22 protein-coding genes are annotated in these 18,316 nt (G+C 62.1%); 17 read left to right on the forward strand and 5 right to left on the reverse strand.

The features are described from left to right. The first annotated feature begins 22 nt into the window (after positions 1-22). Entirely contained in the window at positions 23-421 is a 399-nt protein-coding gene (locus AC0NID_RS21245; protein ID WP_473456895.1) for a DUF2306 domain-containing protein, read from the forward strand. Between the two features lie 24 nt (positions 422-445). Continuing rightward, complete coding sequence (locus tag AC0NID_RS21250) at positions 446-871, forward strand: OsmC family protein (RefSeq protein ID WP_473456896.1); 426 nt, start codon at positions 446-448, stop codon at positions 869-871. A 9-nt stretch (positions 872-880) separates the two neighbouring features. On the opposite strand, the gene AC0NID_RS21255 is transcribed toward AC0NID_RS21250, so the two are convergent. From AC0NID_RS21255 to AC0NID_RS21265, 3 genes are all read right to left on the reverse strand, one after another. Beyond that, a complete protein-coding gene (locus tag AC0NID_RS21255) occupies positions 881-1,510 on the reverse strand; it encodes a MarC family protein (RefSeq protein WP_473456897.1) in 630 nt (209 codons plus the stop codon). A gap of 110 nt (positions 1,511-1,620) precedes the next feature. Next, entirely contained in the window at positions 1,621-1,998 is a 378-nt protein-coding gene (locus tag AC0NID_RS21260) for a VOC family protein (RefSeq protein ID WP_473456899.1), read from the reverse strand. Between the two features lie 32 nt (positions 1,999-2,030). Further along, positions 2,031-2,567, reverse strand: a complete 537-nt coding sequence (locus tag AC0NID_RS21265) for a hypothetical protein (protein ID WP_473456900.1) — start codon at positions 2,565-2,567, stop codon at positions 2,031-2,033. Between the two features lie 85 nt (positions 2,568-2,652). Between AC0NID_RS21265 and AC0NID_RS21270 the strand changes: the two genes are divergently transcribed. Together AC0NID_RS21270 and gyrA are read left to right on the forward strand one after the other, a co-directional pair. Further along, positions 2,653-3,513, forward strand: coding sequence for a helix-turn-helix transcriptional regulator (locus tag AC0NID_RS21270; RefSeq protein ID WP_473456902.1), 861 nt, complete (start codon positions 2,653-2,655; stop codon positions 3,511-3,513). A 191-nt stretch (positions 3,514-3,704) separates the two neighbouring features. Next, positions 3,705-6,506 carry a DNA gyrase subunit A gene (gyrA, locus tag AC0NID_RS21275; protein WP_473456904.1) on the forward strand — a complete coding sequence of 934 codons (2,802 nt, stop codon included), beginning with the start codon at positions 3,705-3,707 and terminating at the stop codon, positions 6,504-6,506. A gap of 51 nt (positions 6,507-6,557) precedes the next feature. Here the strand turns inward: gyrA and AC0NID_RS21280 are convergent, their stop codons facing one another. Further along, positions 6,558-6,710: a hypothetical protein gene (locus AC0NID_RS21280; protein WP_126041897.1), complete on the reverse strand. Its 153-nt coding sequence runs from the start codon at positions 6,708-6,710 to the stop codon at positions 6,558-6,560. A 194-nt stretch (positions 6,711-6,904) separates the two neighbouring features. Here AC0NID_RS21280 and coaD point away from each other — a divergent pair, with 194 nt between their 5' ends. From coaD to tgt, 7 genes are all read left to right on the forward strand, one after another. Then, complete coding sequence (gene coaD / locus AC0NID_RS21285; RefSeq protein ID WP_473456905.1) at positions 6,905-7,405, forward strand: pantetheine-phosphate adenylyltransferase; 501 nt, start codon at positions 6,905-6,907, stop codon at positions 7,403-7,405. Between the two features lie 71 nt (positions 7,406-7,476). Continuing rightward, on the forward strand, positions 7,477-8,067 hold the full coding sequence (locus AC0NID_RS21290) for a peptidylprolyl isomerase (protein ID WP_473456906.1): 591 nt from the start codon (positions 7,477-7,479) through the stop codon (positions 8,065-8,067). A gap of 29 nt (positions 8,068-8,096) precedes the next feature. Continuing rightward, entirely contained in the window at positions 8,097-8,609 is a 513-nt protein-coding gene (locus AC0NID_RS21295) for a peptidylprolyl isomerase (protein WP_473456907.1), read from the forward strand. Beyond that, positions 8,606-9,004 (forward strand): hypothetical protein, encoded by a 399-nt coding sequence (locus AC0NID_RS21300; RefSeq protein ID WP_473456908.1) that lies wholly within the window; start codon positions 8,606-8,608, stop codon positions 9,002-9,004. Before AC0NID_RS21295 ends, AC0NID_RS21300 begins: the two co-directional genes overlap by 4 nt. 12 nt (positions 9,005-9,016) lie before the next feature. Beyond that, a complete protein-coding gene (gene queA, locus AC0NID_RS21305; RefSeq protein WP_473456909.1) occupies positions 9,017-10,099 on the forward strand; it encodes a tRNA preQ1(34) S-adenosylmethionine ribosyltransferase-isomerase QueA in 1,083 nt (360 codons plus the stop codon). After that, complete coding sequence (locus AC0NID_RS21310) at positions 10,089-10,358, forward strand: hypothetical protein (protein WP_473456910.1); 270 nt, start codon at positions 10,089-10,091, stop codon at positions 10,356-10,358. The genes queA and AC0NID_RS21310 overlap by 11 nt, the downstream gene beginning before the upstream one ends. Beyond that, a complete protein-coding gene (gene tgt / locus AC0NID_RS21315; RefSeq protein WP_473456911.1) occupies positions 10,351-11,481 on the forward strand; it encodes a tRNA guanosine(34) transglycosylase Tgt in 1,131 nt (376 codons plus the stop codon). Before AC0NID_RS21310 ends, tgt begins: the two co-directional genes overlap by 8 nt. A gap of 8 nt (positions 11,482-11,489) precedes the next feature. Here tgt and AC0NID_RS21320 read toward each other — a convergent pair whose 3' ends face one another. Continuing rightward, positions 11,490-11,909 (reverse strand): DUF4864 domain-containing protein, encoded by a 420-nt coding sequence (locus AC0NID_RS21320; protein WP_473456912.1) that lies wholly within the window; start codon positions 11,907-11,909, stop codon positions 11,490-11,492. A gap of 241 nt (positions 11,910-12,150) precedes the next feature. Between AC0NID_RS21320 and AC0NID_RS21325 the strand changes: the two genes are divergently transcribed. The 6 genes from AC0NID_RS21325 (at position 12,151) to AC0NID_RS21350 (ending at position 18,199) form a co-directional block, all read left to right on the forward strand. Continuing rightward, the gene (locus tag AC0NID_RS21325) at positions 12,151-12,387 is read left to right on the forward strand and encodes an Lrp/AsnC ligand binding domain-containing protein (RefSeq protein ID WP_473456913.1); all 237 of its coding nucleotides are present in this window, start codon (positions 12,151-12,153) and stop codon (positions 12,385-12,387) included. Positions 12,388-12,681: 294 nt separating this feature from the next. After that, entirely contained in the window at positions 12,682-14,094 is a 1,413-nt protein-coding gene (locus AC0NID_RS21330; protein WP_473456914.1) for a circularly permuted type 2 ATP-grasp protein, read from the forward strand. A 131-nt stretch (positions 14,095-14,225) separates the two neighbouring features. Continuing rightward, positions 14,226-15,167 (forward strand): alpha-E domain-containing protein, encoded by a 942-nt coding sequence (locus AC0NID_RS21335; RefSeq protein WP_473456915.1) that lies wholly within the window; start codon positions 14,226-14,228, stop codon positions 15,165-15,167. Positions 15,168-15,174: 7 nt separating this feature from the next. Further along, complete coding sequence (locus AC0NID_RS21340) at positions 15,175-15,969, forward strand: transglutaminase family protein (RefSeq protein ID WP_473456916.1); 795 nt, start codon at positions 15,175-15,177, stop codon at positions 15,967-15,969. Between the two features lie 30 nt (positions 15,970-15,999). Beyond that, on the forward strand, positions 16,000-16,731 hold the full coding sequence (locus AC0NID_RS21345; protein ID WP_473456918.1) for a proteasome-type protease: 732 nt from the start codon (positions 16,000-16,002) through the stop codon (positions 16,729-16,731). 55 nt (positions 16,732-16,786) lie between these two features. Continuing rightward, positions 16,787-18,199, forward strand: a complete 1,413-nt coding sequence (locus AC0NID_RS21350) for a pyridoxal phosphate-dependent decarboxylase family protein (protein WP_473456920.1) — start codon at positions 16,787-16,789, stop codon at positions 18,197-18,199. Positions 18,200-18,316: the final 117 nt, after the last annotated feature.

The following is an 18,316-nucleotide window of genomic DNA, read 5'->3' on the forward strand; positions in this document are numbered from 1 at the left end:
GGGGCATTGAGGAGAGGGCGAGATGTCTCTCGAGCCGCTGTTGTCCGCGCCCCCTCCCATCCCGTGGCATGCCTTTGCGGCTTTTGCCGCGCTGGCGATAGGCGGAGCGCAGCTGGCCTTGCCGAAAGGCACGCCACGCCACCGTCTGTTTGGCTATGTCTGGGCGGCGCTGATGTTGGTCATCGCCATTTCGGGTTTCTGGATCCAGGAGATACGCTTGATCGGTCCGTTCAGCCCCATCCATCTCCTGTCGATCCTGGTGCTCGTCACCGTGCCGCTGGCGGTCTGGCATGCTCACAGCCACAAAGTCGCCGCGCATCGCAGCGCCATGATCAAGCTCTATGTTTTCGCGCTGATCGGCGCCGGCATCTTCACGCTGCTGCCCGGCCGCATCATGCACGCGGTCGTGTTCGGTCAGTAGGGTAGCTTTGCAAGGAAGAATACAGTGAAAGCACGCGTCAAATGGGTCGAGGATCGCACCTTCGTCGGCGAGTCCGGCAGCGGTCACAAACTGGTGCTGGGGACGGCGCATGGACCGGAGGGCAGAACGCCGGGACCGAGCCCGATGGAACTGGTGCTGATCGGCACCGGCGGCTGCTCGGCCTATGACGTGGTCCATATCCTCGAAAAGGGCCGCGAGGCGGTCGAGGACTGCGTGGTCGAACTCGATGCCGAACGGGCGGAAACCGAGCCAAGGGTGTTCACCCGCATCCATATGCGTTTCATCGTCAAGGGCAGGGCGCTTTCGCGGGACAAGGTGAAACGGGCGATCAACCTGTCGATCGAAAAATACTGCTCGGCTTCGGCGATGATGGCCAAGACCGCCGAGATCACCCACGACTTCGAAGTCATCGACACCACGACGAAGTAGGGCACGTTCCTACCCCGCCATCAGCGCCTTGATTCCGTCGGCGACGAACTGCACGGCGAGTGCCGCCAGGATGACGCCGAGCAGCCGCGTCAGGATCGAGCGGCCGGTATGGCCGAGGATGCGGTCTATGCGCTCCGACAGAATGAACACCATGTAGGTGATGACCAGGCAGATCGCGATGATGCCGACAAGAGCCGCCTGGGCGCCAAGACCTGGAAATGAGCCGGACAGCAGGACGGTCGCTGAAATCGCGCCTGGACCGGCGATCAGCGGGATCGCCAGCGGGAAGGCGGCGATGTTGTGGATCATGTCCCTGGTGATGGCGACGTCGCCGATCTTCTCCTTGCGGTCCTGCCGGCGCTCGAACACCATTTCGAAGGCAATGAAGAACAGCAGGAACCCGCCGGCGACGCGGAAGGCCGGCAGCGTGATGCCGAACACCGACAGGATCGACGCGCCGGCGATTGCGAACAGCGCCATCACCAGGAAGCCGATGACCGAGGCGCGCACCGAAACCTGGTTGCGCTCTTCGCGGTTCATGCCGCGCGTCACGGCGAGGAAGAGAGGCGCCAGGCCGGGCGGGTCGATGGTCACGAGAATGGTGACGAAGGCGTTGAACAGGCTGTCGAAGCTCGGCATCTCTGACCCTCCCCGCCGGGCGATGCCCGAATACTCATTGGTAGAGCAAAGCAGGGGCAGTGAAAACCGTCCGAGCTGCGGGAGCGGCAACCTTGATGGGTAGCGTGTGCCTAGCTGGCCGCCCCGCAAAAGGCCTCGATACGATAGCCGTCCGGGTCGATGACAAAGGCGGCATAGTAGTTCTCGCCATAGCTGGCGCGCAGGCCAGGTGCCCCATTGTCACTGCCGCCTTCACGGAGTGCACCTGCATGGAAAGCGTCGACGCTGCTCCGCGTCGGCGCCGCAAAGCAGAAATGCAGGCCGGACTCGCCGTCGGCCGAAACCGGGCGCTGAGCCTCGTTCACCCATAGCGCTACCGCCTCCGAACCATAGCCGAGCGAGCCCGGCGACTGGCTGAGACAGGTGTAGCCGAGAGGCTTTAGCGCGGCGTCGTAGAAACGCTTCGAGGCGTTGGTGTCGCGGACACCGATCGAGACATGATCCAGCATCTTTTTCTCCTTTGTTAGAATATGTTGTGTCGTCAATTTCCAGTAGCGCGGCGCGCCAGGAACTCGACTTCGAGCCGCCAGGTCACGCCGTCGTCCTGCGAGCGTTCACCCAGCCAGCGGAACGAGTTTTCGGTGATGCGCGAAAAGCTCCAGCGTGCTGCGGAGCCGGTGCCGTCTGCGCCTTGCTGGACGATCGCATCGCCCACGGCGAGGCCGAGCTGGCGGCTGTAATATTGGTTGCGCGGATCGCTCCAGAAGATGTGCCAGGCGTCGACGCCGGGGTCATAGACGCGCAATGTCGTGCCATAGAAGGTCCATCTGCCGAGCGAAGGCGAGGGGCCGGCCTCGCGCTCGGGCAGGATCCATACGTCCTGGATCGCCTTGCCTTCGAGAACCCAGCCGAAATGCACCTCGCCGCGTCCGGTCAGTATCTGGCCGTCTTCGAGATGGCGCGTGGCATCGAATGTCCAGGCGCCGACGAAGCGGCCGTAAAGGTCCAGCTTTTCGGCCAGGTTCGCTGCCGGGCCGTCGCTATGCAGGGCTTCGGCAAAGGAAGATGAATTGAACATGTTGTGGTCTCTTCTTGTCAGGAGACCGGGAGGAATAGGCCTTGGCAGGCTTCTTGGGCTTGGGAAAAATTGCTATCTTTCAGCCATGACGACGACTGCGCATAGCTTGGCGTCGGGACGAGGCTGGCAAGTGTCGGACGTGGTCTGCACCGCCAGCGCCGCCGATCGCCCGTTCGAGGAAGTGCATCGAAGTTTCTGCATCGCCGCGGTGACCAGCGGCACCTTCCGTTATCGCGCACGTCAAGGCACGGCCATGCTGGCGCCGGGCGCGCTTCTGCTCGGCAACCCTGGCACCTGCTACGAGTGCGGGCACGAGCATGGCGCCGGCGACCGTTGCCTCTCCTTCCATTTCGAGCCGGACTATATGGAACAGATCGTCGCCCACGTGCCGGGCGTGAAGACGATGGCCTTTGGAACGCCTCGGCTGCCGCCCTTGCCGGCGCTGGCGCCGCTGCTGGCGAAGGCGGAAGCCGCGCGGGAAACAGCCGATACCGACGCGTTGGAGGAGCTCGGCTTGCGCATTGCCGGCGCGGCTGTCGCTGCCGCCTCCGGCGCTGTGCACGCCGCCCGGTCGCCGAGCCGCCGCGACCAGAAACGTGTCGCGGAGGCCGTGCGGCGCATCGAGCTTGATGCCGAAAGGCCGCTCTCGCTTGCCGAACTTGCGAAAGAGACGGCAACCAGTCCTTACCATTTCCTGCGCACCTTCCGGCACGTGGCGGGCATGACGCCCTACCAGTTCCTGCTGAAGACCCGGCTGCACAGGGCGGCGGTGCGGCTGCGCAGGTCGGACGAGACGATTTCGACGATCGCCTTTGAGGCGGGGTTCAACGATTTGTCCACCTTCAACCGCCGCTTCCGGCGCGTGATGGGGGAAGCGCCCGGCGCCTATCGGGTCCGCCGGCGAGGCGAAAGAGTGCCGAACGCATCTGCCGTTCCGGCTTTGTGAGGCAAGATCGGCCTGATAATGAACTTTGTGCCGGCGGCCACGAAAAGCGTCTCGGCCATATCGTCGCAATCATTGGTATCCTTTTGAAATCACCACAAAAATGGACATTGGAAAACTGCGGCGGACATTGGAGTTTCGGCCCGGCTTCCTATATAAGCACCAAGTGATTCCTGATTAGATTGTGACCTGATTTGACCGACCAGAAGACACCGCGCGGCGCCGACGGCGGCCCGACCGGCATCGAGCCGATATCCATCATCGAGGAGATGCAACGCTCCTATCTCGATTACGCCATGAGCGTGATCGTCAGCCGTGCGTTGCCTGACGTGCGCGACGGGCTGAAGCCGGTGCATCGCCGCATTCTCTACGCCGCTCATGAGAGCGGCTACCACTGGAACCGCAAATATGTGAAATCGGCGCGCCCGGTCGCCGACGTGATGGGTAAATACCATCCGCATGGCGATGCCTCGATCTACGACGCCTTGGTGCGCATGGCGCAGGACTGGTCGCTGCGCGTGCCGCTGATCGACGGGCAGGGTAATTTCGGCTCGATCGACGGCGATCCGCCGGCGGCGATGCGTTACACCGAATCGCGGCTGACCAAGGTCGCGCATGAATTGTTGGAGGACATCGACAAGGAAACCGTCGATTTCCAGGACACTTACGATGCGTCCGGCAGCGAGCCGAAAGTCCTGCCGGCGCGGTTTCCAAACCTGCTGGTCAACGGCTCCGGCGGCATCGCCGTCGGCATGGCCACCAACATCCCGCCGCACAACCTGGGGGAGGTCTGCAACGGCGCGATCGCCCTCATCGACAATCCGGCGATCGATCTGCCGGCGCTGATGGAGATCATTCCGGGGCCGGATTTCCCGACCGGCGGCATCGTGCTCGGCCGCTCGGGCATCTACAGCGCCTATTCGACCGGCCGCGGTTCCATCGTCATGCGCGGCCGCGTCAATATCGAGGCGCGCGGCAACGACCGTGAATCGATCGTCATCACCGAAGTTCCCTATCAGGTGAACAAGTCGTCTATGATTGAGAAGATGGCCGAGCTTGTGCGCGAGAAGCGCATCGAGGGCATTTCCGACATCCGCGACGAGAGCGACCGCCAAGGCTACCGCGTCGTCATCGAATTGAAGCGCGACGCTGTCGCCGACGTCATTCTCAACCAGCTCTACCGTTTTACGCCACTGCAGACGTCGTTCGGCGCCAATATGGTGGCCCTGAACGGCGGCAAGCCGGAGCTGCTGACGCTGCTCGACATGCTGAAGGCGTTCGTCGCCTTCCGCGAGGAGGTGATCAGCCGGCGCACGAAATTCCTGCTGCGCAAGGCGCGCGACCGCGCTCACGTGCTGGTCGGCTTGGCAATCGCCGTCGCCAATATCGACGAGGTCATAAAACTGATCCGCACCGCGCCGGACCCGCAGACGGCGCGCGAGCAGTTGATGGAGCGGCGCTGGCCCTCGGGAGACGTCGAATCGCTGATCCTGCTGATCGACGATCCGCGCCACCGCATCAATGAGGACGGCACCTACAATCTGTCCGAGGAACAGGCGCGCGCAATCCTCGAACTGCGCCTGCAGCGCCTGACCGCGCTCGGCCGCGACGAGATCGCCGACGAGTTGAACACGATCGGTGCGGAGATCATCGATTATCTCGACATCCTGTCGTCCCGCGCCCGCATCCAGCAGATCGTCAAGGACGAGCTCATCGCCGTGCGCGACGAGTTCGGCACGCCGCGCCGCACCGAACTCTCCGAGGGCGGGGCTGATATGGAAGACGAGGACCTGATCCAGCGCGAGGACATGGTCGTGACGGTCAGCCATTCCGGCTACATCAAGCGCGTGCCGCTGTCGCTCTACCGGGCGCAGCGCCGCGGCGGCAAGGGCCGCTCCGGCATGTCGACCAAGGAAGAGGATTTTGTCACCCGACTGTTCGTCGCCAACACGCACACGCCGGTGCTGTTCTTCTCCTCGCGCGGCATCGTCTACAAGGAAAAGGTCTGGCGCCTGCCGATCGGCAACCCGCAGTCACGCGGCAAGGCGCTGATCAACATGCTGCCGCTGGAGCAGGGCGAACGCATCACCACCATCATGCCGCTGCCCGAGGACGAGACAAGCTGGGGCGAGCTCGACGTAATGTTCGCCACGACGCGCGGCACGGTGCGCCGCAACAAGCTGTCGGACTTCGTCCAGGTCAACCGCAACGGCAAGATCGCCATGAAGCTGGAAGAGGAAGGCGACGAGATTCTCGGCGTCGAGACCTGCACCGACAATGACGACGTGCTTTTGACCGCAAGCTCCGGCCAGTGCATCCGCTTTTCGGTCAGCGACGTGCGTGTCTTCCAAAGCCGCAATTCGGTCGGCGTGCGCGGCATCGCCATGGCCGACACGGATAGGGTGATCTCGATGGCGGTGATCGAGCACGTCGATGCATCGCCCGCCGAGCGCGCCGCCTATCTCAGGCGGGCGGTTGCCGAGCGCCGGCTCGCCGCCGGCATTGCCGCCGGCGAGGAAGAGGAAATCGCGCTGACCAATGAAGAGGTCGGCGAGGAGGCGGAGCTTTCCGACGAACGTTACGAATTCCTCAAAGTTCACGAGCAGTTCGTGCTGACGGTGACGGAATATGGCTACGGCAAGCGTTCGTCGTCGTACGATTTCCGCCTGACAGGGCGCGGCGGTAAGGGCATTCGCGCCACCGACGTGTCGAAGGCGGCTGAGATCGGCCAATTGGTTGCGACTTTCCCGGTCGGCAATGACGACCAGATCATGCTTGTTTCTGATGGCGGCACCGTCATCCGCGTGCCGGTCAACGGCATTCGTTTCGCCAGCCGCGCCACCAAGGGCGTGACCATCTTCAATACGGCCGACGGAGAAAAAGTCGTTTCGGTGGAGCGTATATCGGAACCGCAATCGGACGAGGAAGCCGAAGAGAGTGTCGAGGGCGGCCCGGATACCGGCATCGAAGAGACTGGTCGGGACAACGCCGAATAAGCACCAGATATGGCACGCCGGCCCGAAGGACCGGCGTGATCGCCTGCGAATTCAGAAGTGGCGATAGGGCTTGCGGATGCCGAAGCCTTCGAACCGCTTGATATTGGCCTTGGCGCGGACGCGCACTGCTTCCTGATGCAGCCCGAATACGGTGGCAATCAGCATGGCGACGGTCATTGCGGTGGCGAGCATGTAGATCAGCATGTGCGTGTTCTCCTGCGCCTAACAACGTCCAAATGGGGTTTTGGTTTCATCTTCTGAAGCCGCAATCTAGTGAACGCTGCGTGAAGCCTTCGTGATCGGCCCGTTCATCTGTCGTTCATCTCGAGCAAAAGGTTCACGGGCAACCTGCTGATCGGATTTGCCTTTGCGAGAGAGGCTCGCTAGAAGCACCTGCCATGACCGAACGCATCGCCCTTTACGCCGGCTCCTTCGACCCGTTGACCAACGGTCATCTCGACGTGCTGAAAGCCTCGCTGGCCGTGGCGGACACCGTCTATGCGGCGATCGGCATTCACCCCGGCAAGAAGCCACTGTTTTCCTTTGAGGAACGGGTCGGCCTCATCGAAGCGGCGGCGAATGCCGAATTCGGCCGCGACGGCGCCCGCATCAAGGTCGTCGCCTTCGACGGGTTGGTCATCGACGCGGCCAGGAGAGAAGGCGCCTCGATCATGATCCGTGGCCTGCGCGACGGCACCGATCTCGACTACGAGATGCAGATGGCCGGCATGAACGAAACCATGGCTCCTGAATTGCAGACGGTTTTTCTGCCCGCCAGCCCTTCGGTGCGAACCATTACCGCCACACTTGTCCGTCAGATAGCCTCGATGGGTGGCGACATCCGCCCCTTCGTGCCGGCGGCAGTGGCCGGCGCGCTCACCGCCAAATTCGCGAAATGATGCATGCCCAAAAGTGGAACCCGGTTTTGGGCAACGACATGCTTGAAACAAAGGTTTTCGGAGAAAGATCCATGCAGCTCAAAAGGCTCGCTACCTGCCTTGTCCTTCTTTTCGGCCTTGTGGCTGCATCCGTTTCGGCCTTCGCCGCCGATCCGGAAAACACCATGATCATCACGCTGAAGGACGGCGACGTGACCATCGCGCTCAGGCCCGATCTCGCGCCGAAGCATGTCGAGCAGATCAAGAAGCTGGTCCGCCAGGGCGCTTACGACAATGTCGCTTTCCACCGCGTCATCGACGGCTTCATGGCGCAGACCGGCGACGTGAAGTTCGGCAACATCAAGGACGGCTTCGACGCCGATGCCGTCGGTACCGGCGGTTCCGATCTTCCCGACCTGCCGGCCGAATTCTCGACGTCCGAGCGCTACGAGCGCGGCGTGGTCGGAATGGCCCGCTCGCAGAATCCGGATTCCGCCAATTCGCAATTCTTCATCATGTTCGCGCCGGCGCCGCCGCTCGATGGCCAGTACACCATCGTCGGCAAGGTCGAGAACGGCATGGAGTTGGTGGACAAGATAAAGAAAGGCGACGCGGCGCAGAACGGGGTCGTCGCCGGTCCCGATCGCATGGTCAAGGTGCGCATCGCCGCCGACGGCAAGTAAACCATTTGTTTTCAAAGGATATTTCTGACATGGCCGAGATCAAGGACCGCGAAAACGCGCTCATCATGGAAACGACCAAGGGCAAGGTCGTCATCGAACTGCTGCCCGATCTGGCGCCCGGCCATGTCGGCCGCATCAAGGAACTGGCGCGCGAAGGCGCCTATGACGGCGTGGTGTTCCACCGCGTCATCGACGGCTTCATGGCGCAGACCGGAGACGTGAAATTCGGCAATTCCAGCAAGCCGACTTTTGCGCCTGCCCGCGCGGGCATGGGCGGCTCCGACAAGCCCGACCTGAAGGCCGAGTTCTCCAACGCCAATCACGGCCGCGGCACCTGCTCGATGGCGCGCTCGCAGAACCCGAACTCGGCCAACTCGCAGTTCTTCATCTGCTTCGACGATGCCGCTTTCCTCAACCGTCAGTACACGGTCTGGGGCCAGGTCATCGAAGGCATGGACAATGTCGACAAGATCAAGCGCGGCGAGCCGGTGCAGGATCCCGACAAGATCGTGTCACTGAAGGTTGCGGCCGACGTGAAATGACCTACAGGGCTGTCGCGGCGATCAGTCTGATGCTTGTCGCGGCGGCCACTCCGGCGCTGGCGACGGAGTCGATCGTTTGCAGCGCTGAAGCCGACGCGGCATCGATCGATGTCCTGCTGGGAAACACCGCCGTCATCGCGGTCGCGCGCGTGTGGCTGGATGCCGGCGGCAAGACATGGACCACCGACGGTCAGCCGGGTTCGACGAAAATCATCGTCGGACAGGCATTCGAGGACGACCAGCACATGGTGATCGATCTCACCGACGAGGGTATCAGTTCGATCGTCGCCAAATTGCGACTGGCCAAGGCCAGTGAGCAGTCCAGTTTCGCGATGGGCGGCACGCTGAGCATCGACGGTGTTGGCGCCTGGGCGGTGACCTGCCCGGAACCTTGAGGCGGGATTTCCTTGCGCGTCGACCTTTTCGACTTTGACCTGCCGGAGGAGCGCATCGCGCTTCGCCCGGCCGAGCCGCGCGACAGCGCCAAAATGCTCGTGGTCAGGCCGGGTGAGGGACTTGAGGACCGGGCGGTGCGCGAGTTGCCGTCCCTGCTCGAGGCCGGTGACGTGCTGGTCTTCAACGACACCAAGGTCATTCCGGCACAGTTGAAAGGCATCAGGCGGCGCGGCGAAGCGACGGCGCAAGTCGAAGCCACGCTGCATATGCGGGTGGCGCCGGACCGCTGGCTGGCGTTCATGCGACCTGGCAAGCGCATCGCCGCCGGTGACCGCATCCATTTCGGTCATGACGCCAATTCCTGCTTTCTCGGTCAGCTCGACGCCACGGTGATCGAGAAGGGCGACGGCGGCGAGGTGCTGCTCGGATTTGACCTTTCAGGTCCATTCCTCGACGAGGCGCTGCACGCCGTCGGCCATATTCCGCTGCCGCCATACATCGCCTCGAAGCGCGACGACGACGAGCGCGACCGCAGCGACTACCAGACCATCTATGCCAGGGAGGAGGGGGCCGTGGCGGCACCCACCGCTGGCCTGCATTTCTCGCCGGAGCTTTTCGCGGCGCTGGATACTAAGGCCATCGAGCGGCGCTTCGTCACCTTGCATGTCGGCGCCGGCACGTTCCTGCCGGTGAAAGTCGACGACACCGCCGATCACAAGATGCATGCCGAGATCGGTTCGGTCAGCCCGGAAACCGCCGCCGCGCTCAACGCGGCAAAGGCGCGTGGCGGGCGCATCGTTGCCGTCGGCACGACCTCGTTGCGCCTGCTGGAGAGCGCTGCGCGGGAGGATGGCACATTGGTTGGATGGTCGGGTCCGACCGACATCTTCATCACGCCCGGCTACCGTTTCAAGGCCGCCGACATGCTGATGACCAATTTCCATCTGCCGCGCTCGACGCTGTTCATGCTGGTTTCGGCGTTTTGCGGTCTGGAAACGATGCGTGCGGCCTATGCGCATGCCATCGAGAACCGCTACAGATTCTATTCCTATGGAGATGCAACTCTTCTGTTCCAGGAGAACGATGGACGATGATCTGGAAATTTTCGACCGCGACGCCTTGATCGCCGAGGTCAAGAAGCTGCGCGCCGGCATTCGCGAGCATCGCGACTCCACCGGCCATGATCTGTGCTGGCACCATCCCGATCTGTGGGATCTGCTGCCGGAAAAGACCGAGCCAGCAATCGCCGTGCCGCCCTGGCCGAAATTCATGCGCGGCTGCATCCGCTACCGCCAGTCGCTGGAACGGCAGGTTCCTGGCGCGCCTGTGTATGACAAGGAATTCAATGAGTAAGGCGTTTACCTTCGAGGTGCTGGCGACCAACGGCAGGGCACGGCGCGGCGCGATCATCATGCCGCGCGGAGAAATCCGCACGCCGGCCTTCATGCCGGTCGGCACCGGCGGCACGGTCAAGACTATGTATATGGACCAGGTGCGCGCCCTCGGCTCGGACATCATCCTTGGCAACACCTATCATCTGATGCTGCGGCCCGGCGCCGAACGCGTGGCGCGGCTTGGCGGCCTGCATGAATTCGCCCGCTGGCCGCATCCGATCCTGACCGACAGCGGCGGCTTCCAGGTGATGTCGCTGTCGAAGCTGAGGAAACTCACTGAGAAGGGTGTCACCTTCCGCTCGCATATCGACGGCGCCGCCTATGAGATGTCGCCCGAGCGCTCGATCGAAATCCAGGGGCTGCTCGATTCCGACATCCAGATGCAGCTCGACGAATGCACCGCGCTGCCGGCCATGGAGAAAGAGATCGAGCGCGCCATGGAGCTGTCGCTGCGCTGGGCCGAACGCTGCAAGGCCGCATTCGGCGACCAGCAGGGCAAGGCGATGTTCGGCATCGTTCAGGGCGGCGACATACCGGCCTTGCGGCTGCGCTCGGCGCAGGCGCTGAAAGCGATGGACCTCAAGGGCTATGCGATCGGCGGGCTGGCCGTCGGCGAGCCGCAGGCGGTGATGCTCGAAATGCTCGACATCACCTGCCCGGAACTGCCAGCGGACAGGCCGCGCTATCTGATGGGCGTCGGCACGCCTGACGACATCTTGAAATCAGTGGCGCGCGGCATCGACATGTTCGATTGCGTGATGCCGACACGCGCCGGCCGCCATGGCCTCGCCTACACAAGGCGCGGCAAGGTCAATCTGCGCAACGCCCGCCATGCCGACGATCCTCGCCCGCTGGACGAGGAGAGCGACTGCCCGGCCGCCAGGGATTATTCACGCGCCTATCTGCACCATCTGGTTCGCTCGCAAGAGGCGCTGGGGGCGATGCTCCTGACCTGGAACAATCTTTCCTACTACCAGAAGCTGATGCAGGACATTCGCGCCGCCATCGAAGCCGGCGTTTTCGAGGCGCGGGCGGCGGAAATTTCCGAGGGCTGGGCGCGGGGCGATATCCCGGCGATGTGACCGAGCGCTCAGGTGCTCAGCGAGGTGGACGCGCGCAGGCTGCAGCCGGTGATGCGGAAGCTGCCGTCGGGCTGTTGTTCGAGCGTATAGACTGCCTCGTAATCCTTGCCGTCCGGTCCGACGATCAGCACTTGCTGGATGATCGTTGTCGGGCTCAGTTCCTGTACTTTGCCGAAGGCATAAGTCCGTGGCTTGCGCACCGGCGCATAGCCATTGGTCACCATGTTCATGAAGGTGTCGACGGTCGGAAAGATGCGTTTCACATTCGGTGCGGCGAAGCTGTAGGCGGCGGCGCCATCGTCGGCCATGAAAGCCTTCAATTGCCCGTCGATGGTTGCCTGGCCCGCCTTGATTTCGGCATCGCCGGCCAAGGCCGGGAACGCGAAAATGAATGGAACGATTGCGAATGCCAAAACCGCGCGGCGCATGGCCTGTCTCCGTTGTCCCCTGATGAGCCGTCTGAAGACGCTCACCATACCATACGCTCTACGGCGCTTCATGGTTTCAGCGACGGCAACATTCAACGTCGCACGCAGGCGGAACTCAGGCAGGCGAGGGCGGCCTCAGCGCCCCTCATGCTTGAAAGCCGGACAGCAGTCTGTCACAAGGGCCGCCTATGCGCATGGGGACGCGCGGCGCTATAGGTGCAAGCTTGAGCAGGACCGGGCAATGAAGGCATTTTTCGTGCAGATAAAGTGCGATCTGGGCAAGGCCTATGACGTTGCCAGTGCTTTGGCCGATGCCGAGATCGCTTCGGAAATCTACTCGACAGCCGGCAACTACGATCTGCTCGCCAAATTCTACGTCGACGAGGAGGAGGACATCGGCCACTTCGTCAACGAGAAGGTGCAGATCCTTCCGGGCATCAAGGACACGTTCACAGTCGTCACCTTCCGCGCCTTTTAGCGCATGGCCCGAACCGAAGGTCAACCTAGCCTAGCAAAATCGGAATCGATTTCGCTGGGGATCATGCGTCAAATCAAGGTGCTACAGCGTCTTTGGGCGTCCAATAGGTTGTGCGGCGCTGTAGGACCTTCGGCACTTGCCTGGACATGAGGCAAAGCCTGATTACAGCCATATTGACGCTGCCCTAATTTTAGGCAGTCGCGACATACTGGTCGCCAGCACCCCCCAAATCACCGATTGCGCTTGATTTTCTCCTGTGACGCCAGTGAAATGGTCTCACAGGGGAGTATGCGATTGGCAGCGTTCGACGAAATGCTTCCGGAAGTCTCCGGATTGAGAAGTCCGTATTCGGCTTACGATCGCTGGCTGAAGGAGCAGGATCCGGCCAGGCTTACCGAAAAGATGCAGGATGCCGAACGCGTGTTTCGCAAGACCGGCATCACCTTTGCCGTCTACGGCGAGCAGGAAGCCTCCGAACGGCTTATTCCCTTTGATATCGTTCCGCGCATCATTTCCGGCAATGAATGGCGCAGGCTGACGCAGGGCATAGAGCAGCGCGTCCAGGCATTGAATGCCTTTCTCGACGACATCTATCACCGTCAGGAGATCTTGCGCGCCGGGCGTGTCCCCAAGGAGCTGATCGCCCGGAATGAGGCGTTCCTGCCCGAGATGATCGGGATGCGGCCACCGGCCGGCGTCTACACCCATATCATCGGCGTCGACATCGTTCGCATCAGCGAGAATGAATTCTATGTGCTGGAGGACAATGCGCGCACGCCGTCCGGCGTCTCCTACATGTTGGAGAACCGCGAGACGATGATGCAGCTCTTTCCCGAGCTGTTCCAGCAGATCAAGGTGCGGCCGGTGGAAAACTATCCGCAGCTCCTGCGCCAGTCGCTGGCGGCGGTGCGGCCGCAAAGCACCAAGGGCGCGCCGACCATTGCCGTGCTGACGCCGGGCAGCTTCAACTCCGCCTATTTCGAACACGCCTTTCTTGCCGACCAGATGGGCGTGCAGCTTGTCGAGGGGCAGGATCTGCGTGTCGTCGATGGCCATGTCGCGATGCGCACGACCGAAGGCTACAAGCAGATCGACGTGCTTTATCGAAGGGTGGACGATTCTTTCCTCGATCCGCTGAGCTTCCGTCCGGACTCGGCACTCGGCGTGCCGGGGATCATGGACGTCTATCGCGCCGGCAACATCACCATCGCCAACGCGCCGGGAACCGGCATCGCCGACGACAAGGCGATCTATTCCTACATGCCCGAGATCGTCGAATTCTACACTGGCCGCAAGGCGATCCTCGGCAACATCCCGACCTGGCGCTGCTCGGAACCGGACAGCCTGAAATACGTGCTCGAGCATATCCGCGAGCTGGTGGTGAAGGAGGTGCACGGTTCCGGCGGCTACGGCATGCTGGTAGGACCGGCGGCGACCAAGAAGGAATGCGAGGATTTTTCCAAGAAACTCCAGGCAAAGCCGTGGAACTACATCGCCCAGCCGACTCTGGCGCTGTCGACCTGTCCAATCCTGACGGATAAGGGGCTGGCGCCGCGCCATGTCGATCTCAGGCCCTATGTGCTGGTTTCCGACCGCATCCAGATCGTGCCCGGCGGCCTGACGCGCGTGGCGCTGAAGGAAGGCTCGCTGGTCGTCAACTCCTCGCAAGGCGGTGGGACGAAAGATACGTGGGTGCTGGATGATTGAGATGAGTGAGTAGGGAGTAGTCAGTAGTGAATAGAAGAGGGGACAGCGAAATGCAGAATTCGATTGAAGTTCAGGTGCTTACTACCGACTACTCACTATTCCCTACACACTAGCCCGAAGGGCCACTTCCCATGCTTCTCGGCCGCACCGCCAACGGGCTCTACTGGATGAACCGCTACATCGAGCGGGCGGAGAACATGGCGCGGCTGGTCGATGCCGGGCTGCGCATGGCGTTGACGCGCACCCAGAACGCCTCGGAGGAATGGAATTCGGTGCTGCTCAGCGCCGGTTCGGACGTCGCCTTCACGCAGAAATACTCCGACTATACCGCGGCCAACGTTGCCGATTTCCTGCTGCGGGACAGATCGAACCCGTCAAGCACGATGGCGTCGATCGAGACGGCTCGCAACAATGCCCGCATGGTGCGCACCGCGCTGACGCGCGAAACCTGGGAAAGCATCAACGAAGCCTGGATGTCGCTGAAGCGGATGCTGGCCAGGCCGATCGACGAACGCGACCTGCCCAGCGTGCTCGACGCGATCAAGCGCGAAACGGCGCTGATCCGCGGCTCGTTCTATGGCACCATGCTGCGCAACGAGATTTTCGATTTCTCGCAGCTCGGCACCTATGTCGAACGCGCCGACAACACCGCACGCATCCTGGATGTGAAGTACTACGTGCTGTTGCCGTCGATCTCGTGGGTCGGTTCGACGCTCGACAACTACCAGTGGGAATCGATCCTACGCTCGGTGTCGGCGCACCGTTCCTATCGCTGGGTCTATGAGGCCGACTACAAGCCGACCAACATCGCCGACTACCTGATCCTCAACGTTCGCATGCCGCGTTCGCTGACCTTCTGCTATCGTTTCCTGACGGAGCATCTCAGATTCCTGGGTGACGATTATGGCGAGCGCCATGCCTGTCATGCGACCGCCGGCAAGACCCAGGCCATGCTGACGGCTGGGTCGATCAAGGACATATTCGACGCCGGCCTGCATGAATTCCTGGCCAATTTCATTCGCGACAACACCAGGCTCGGCGACGAGATCGCGCAGGACTATCGGTTCTATTGAGGAAGCCATGCGGCTGAAGATCACCCACCGGACCGAATACCGCTACGATGCGCCGGTGCACTACCTGTTGCAGCGGCTGCGGCTGCTTCCGGTCAGCGGACCGACGCAGACCGTCTTGTCCTGGGCGCTGAAGATCGAAGGCGCGCGCGAGGAAGTGCGCTTCACCGACCATTTCGGCAATGACACGCGGCTGTTGAGCGTCGAAGGCGAGCGCGATTTCATCACCGTCGAGGCATCAGGCGAGGTGGTGACACGCGAAACGTCAGGCGTCTCCGGGCCACATCAGGGATTTGCGCCGCTCTGGCTGTTTAGCCATGAAACGCCGTTGACCGCGATCGGCGGCGGCATACGCGAACTCGCGGCCTCGGTCGGCGACGGGAGCGATATCGAAAGACTGCACCGGCTGATGGCCGTGATCGGCGAACGCGTCGCCTATACGCCGGGTACCACCAACGCGGCGACGCCGGCCGAGGATGCGCTGGCGCTCAAGACCGGGGTCTGCCAGGACCACAGCCACATCTTTGCCGCCGCCGCGCGCGCCATGGGATTTCCGGCCCGCTACGTCAGCGGTTACCTGATGATGGATGCGTCGGTCGAGCAGGCGGCGAGCCATGCCTGGGCCGAGGCGCATGTTGCAGGCCTCGGCTGGGTCGCGTTCGACGTAGCCAACGGCATTTCGCCCGACGAACGCTATGTAAGGGTGGCGACCGGCCGCGATTACCGCGACGCCACGCCGGTGTCGGGAATTCGACTGGGACAAGCGGAAGAACAGCTTGCGGTCACCGTCACGGTGGAGCAGTAATCCCGGCAGGATTGCTGGCAAAGAGATTCGATGACCTATTGCGTCGGCCTGAAGATCGATCGCGGGCTCGTGTTCATGTCGGACACGCGCACCAATGCCGGCATGGATTCGATCTCGACCTTCAAGAAGATGCATGTCTGGGAGGAACCGGGCGAGCGCGTTATCGTGCTGATGTCGGCCGGTAATCTGGCGACGACGCAGGCCGTCGTCAGCCTGCTCGACGAGCGCACCAAGGCAATTGGTGATCGCCACGCGACGCTGCTCGAAACGCCCTCCATGTACCAGACGGTGCGGATGGTCGGCGACACCGTCAAGGAAGTCATCGCCGGTTCGTCGCCGTCGGGCGACAAGGCGGATTCTTATTTCAATGCCTCCTTCATCCTCGGCGGCCAGATCAAGGGCAGCGCGCCGCGGCTGTTCATGATTTATCCGGAAGGCAATTTCATCGAATCGACCGACGACACGCCGTTTTTCCAGATCGGCGAGACCAAATATGGCAAGCCGATCATCATCCGCGCCTATGAAAAGACGATGAGTTTCGCCGAGACGGTGAAACTGCTGCTGGTGTCGTTCGACTCGACGCTGAAATCGAACCTGTCGGTCGGCCTGCCGCTCGATCTGCTGTTCTACGAAAAGGACGCCTTCAGGGTCAGCCTGAAGAAGCGGATAGCCCAGGACGATCAATACTACCGCACCATTTCGGACGGCTGGTCGAGCGCGCTGAAGGCTGCTTTTGCGAGCCTGCCTGATTTTCCCGAATGAAAGCCTCCGGTTTTCGTGCTCTTTGATCGCTGGGCTCGATGCGACGGAGAGGAATATGAACAGCAACGAATTCCGGGAATGGTCGTTGTACGCGGCCGAATGGGGTGCCGACTACAGGCGCACACTTCGCCAAAGGCCGGTGCGGCCGCTCGTCGAACCGGGCGAAATCTCTAGAAGCATCGATGTCTCGCCGCCGGAAGATGGCGAAACGATGCAGGCTATCTTCGCCGACTTCGAGCAAAAAATCCTGCCGGGCATGACGCACTGGCAGCACCCGCGCTTCTTCGCCTATTTCCCGGCCAATGCCGCACCGGTCTCGGTAGTGGCCGAATACCTCGTCTCGGCGATGGCCGCGCAATGCATGCTTTGGCAGACCTCGCCGGCAGCAACCGAACTCGAGACCCGCGTCGTCGACTGGATGCGGCAGGCGCTTGGCCTGCCGGAAGGGTTTTCCGGCGTCATGCAGGATTCGGCATCGTCGTCGACGCTTGCCGCCGTGCTGACCATGCGCGAGCGGGCGCTCGACTGGCAGGGCAACAAGAAAGGCCTGCAAGGCCAGCCGATATTGCGCGTCTATTCTTCCGACCAGGTCCATACCTCGATCGACCGGGCGATCTGGGTGTCGGGTATCGGCGAGGAGAATCTCGTGCGCATTCCGGTTGCCGGCCGCTTTCGTGCCATGGATGTCGCAGCCCTCGAAGCCGCGATCGCCGCCGACCGGGAGGCGGGCATGCTGCCGGTCGGCATCATTGCTTGTGTCGGCGGCACCAGCACCGGCGGCACGGATGATATCGCCGAAGTCGCCGCCGTGGCGAAACGATACGGGCTCTATCTGCATGTCGATGCCGCTTGGGCAGGATCGGCGATGATATGCCCGGAGTACCGGCATTTCTGGGCGGGCGTAGAACACGCCGATTCCATCGTCTTCAACCCGCACAAATGGCTTGGCGCGCAGTTCGACTGCTCGATGCAGTTTATCCGCCGGCCGGAAGACTTGGTGCGCACGCTCGCCATCAAGCCGGATTACCTGAAGACGCATGGGCGCGACGGCATCATCAACTATTCCGAATGGTCAGTGCCGCTGGGGCGGCGCTTTCGCGCACTGAAATTGTGGTTCCTGCTGCGCGCCCACGGGCTGGAAAATCTGCGGTCGATGATCCGCAACCATGTCGCCTGGGGCGAAGGCCTTGCCGCGCGGCTGGCCAGGGAAGCGGATTTCGAGATCGTCACGGAGCCGATGCTGTCGCTGTTTTCGTTCCGGCATCTGGCTGCGGGCGGCAACGATTCGGACGAACACAATCTCCGGCTGGTCAATGCAATCAACGACGACGGTCGCATCTACCTGACACAGACACGGGTGAACGGGCAGGTCGCGATCCGCTTTCAGGTCGGCCAGTTCGACACGACTGCGGCCGACATCGACGCCGCTTTCGCGGTCATCACCGAAATTGCCCGCAGCCTGACTTGAATGGGCCGGCATAGCTGCGTTGAGGTTTGCCTTTGCGGCCGCATTGTTTTCATTAGCCGGCTTTGCCTTTTCTTCATTTTCGTTTTCCGATATAGACAAGAAAAACGAAAACGGGAG

Source organism: Mesorhizobium sp. WSM4821, from assembly GCF_055901555.1.

Bases quoted from the DNA above. Each gene is read 5' to 3' on its own strand.
- AC0NID_RS21280 (WP_126041897.1), bottom strand. From the start codon at position 6,710: ATGCTGATCTACATGCTCGCCACCGCAATGACCGTCGCCATGCTGATT.
- AC0NID_RS21350 (WP_473456920.1), top strand. From the start codon at position 16,787: ATGAACAGCAACGAATTCCGGGAATGGTCGTTGTACGCGGCCGAATGG.
- tgt (WP_473456911.1), top strand. From the start codon at position 10,351: ATGAGTAAGGCGTTTACCTTCGAGGTGCTGGCGACCAACGGCAGGGCA.
- AC0NID_RS21345 (WP_473456918.1), top strand. From the start codon at position 16,000: ATGACCTATTGCGTCGGCCTGAAGATCGATCGCGGGCTCGTGTTCATG.
- AC0NID_RS21310 (WP_473456910.1), top strand. From the start codon at position 10,089: ATGGACGATGATCTGGAAATTTTCGACCGCGACGCCTTGATCGCCGAG.
- AC0NID_RS21260 (WP_473456899.1), bottom strand. From the start codon at position 1,998: ATGCTGGATCATGTCTCGATCGGTGTCCGCGACACCAACGCCTCGAAG.
- AC0NID_RS21265 (WP_473456900.1), bottom strand. From the start codon at position 2,567: ATGTTCAATTCATCTTCCTTTGCCGAAGCCCTGCATAGCGACGGCCCG.
- AC0NID_RS21295 (WP_473456907.1), top strand. From the start codon at position 8,097: ATGGCCGAGATCAAGGACCGCGAAAACGCGCTCATCATGGAAACGACC.
- AC0NID_RS21245 (WP_473456895.1), top strand. From the start codon at position 23: ATGTCTCTCGAGCCGCTGTTGTCCGCGCCCCCTCCCATCCCGTGGCAT.
- AC0NID_RS21255 (WP_473456897.1), bottom strand. From the start codon at position 1,510: ATGCCGAGCTTCGACAGCCTGTTCAACGCCTTCGTCACCATTCTCGTG.
- AC0NID_RS21270 (WP_473456902.1), top strand. From the start codon at position 2,653: ATGACGACGACTGCGCATAGCTTGGCGTCGGGACGAGGCTGGCAAGTG.
- AC0NID_RS21290 (WP_473456906.1), top strand. From the start codon at position 7,477: ATGCAGCTCAAAAGGCTCGCTACCTGCCTTGTCCTTCTTTTCGGCCTT.
- AC0NID_RS21340 (WP_473456916.1), top strand. From the start codon at position 15,175: ATGCGGCTGAAGATCACCCACCGGACCGAATACCGCTACGATGCGCCG.
- coaD (WP_473456905.1), top strand. From the start codon at position 6,905: ATGACCGAACGCATCGCCCTTTACGCCGGCTCCTTCGACCCGTTGACC.
- AC0NID_RS21320 (WP_473456912.1), bottom strand. From the start codon at position 11,909: ATGCGCCGCGCGGTTTTGGCATTCGCAATCGTTCCATTCATTTTCGCG.
- AC0NID_RS21300 (WP_473456908.1), top strand. From the start codon at position 8,606: ATGACCTACAGGGCTGTCGCGGCGATCAGTCTGATGCTTGTCGCGGCG.
- AC0NID_RS21325 (WP_473456913.1), top strand. From the start codon at position 12,151: ATGAAGGCATTTTTCGTGCAGATAAAGTGCGATCTGGGCAAGGCCTAT.
- AC0NID_RS21335 (WP_473456915.1), top strand. From the start codon at position 14,226: ATGCTTCTCGGCCGCACCGCCAACGGGCTCTACTGGATGAACCGCTAC.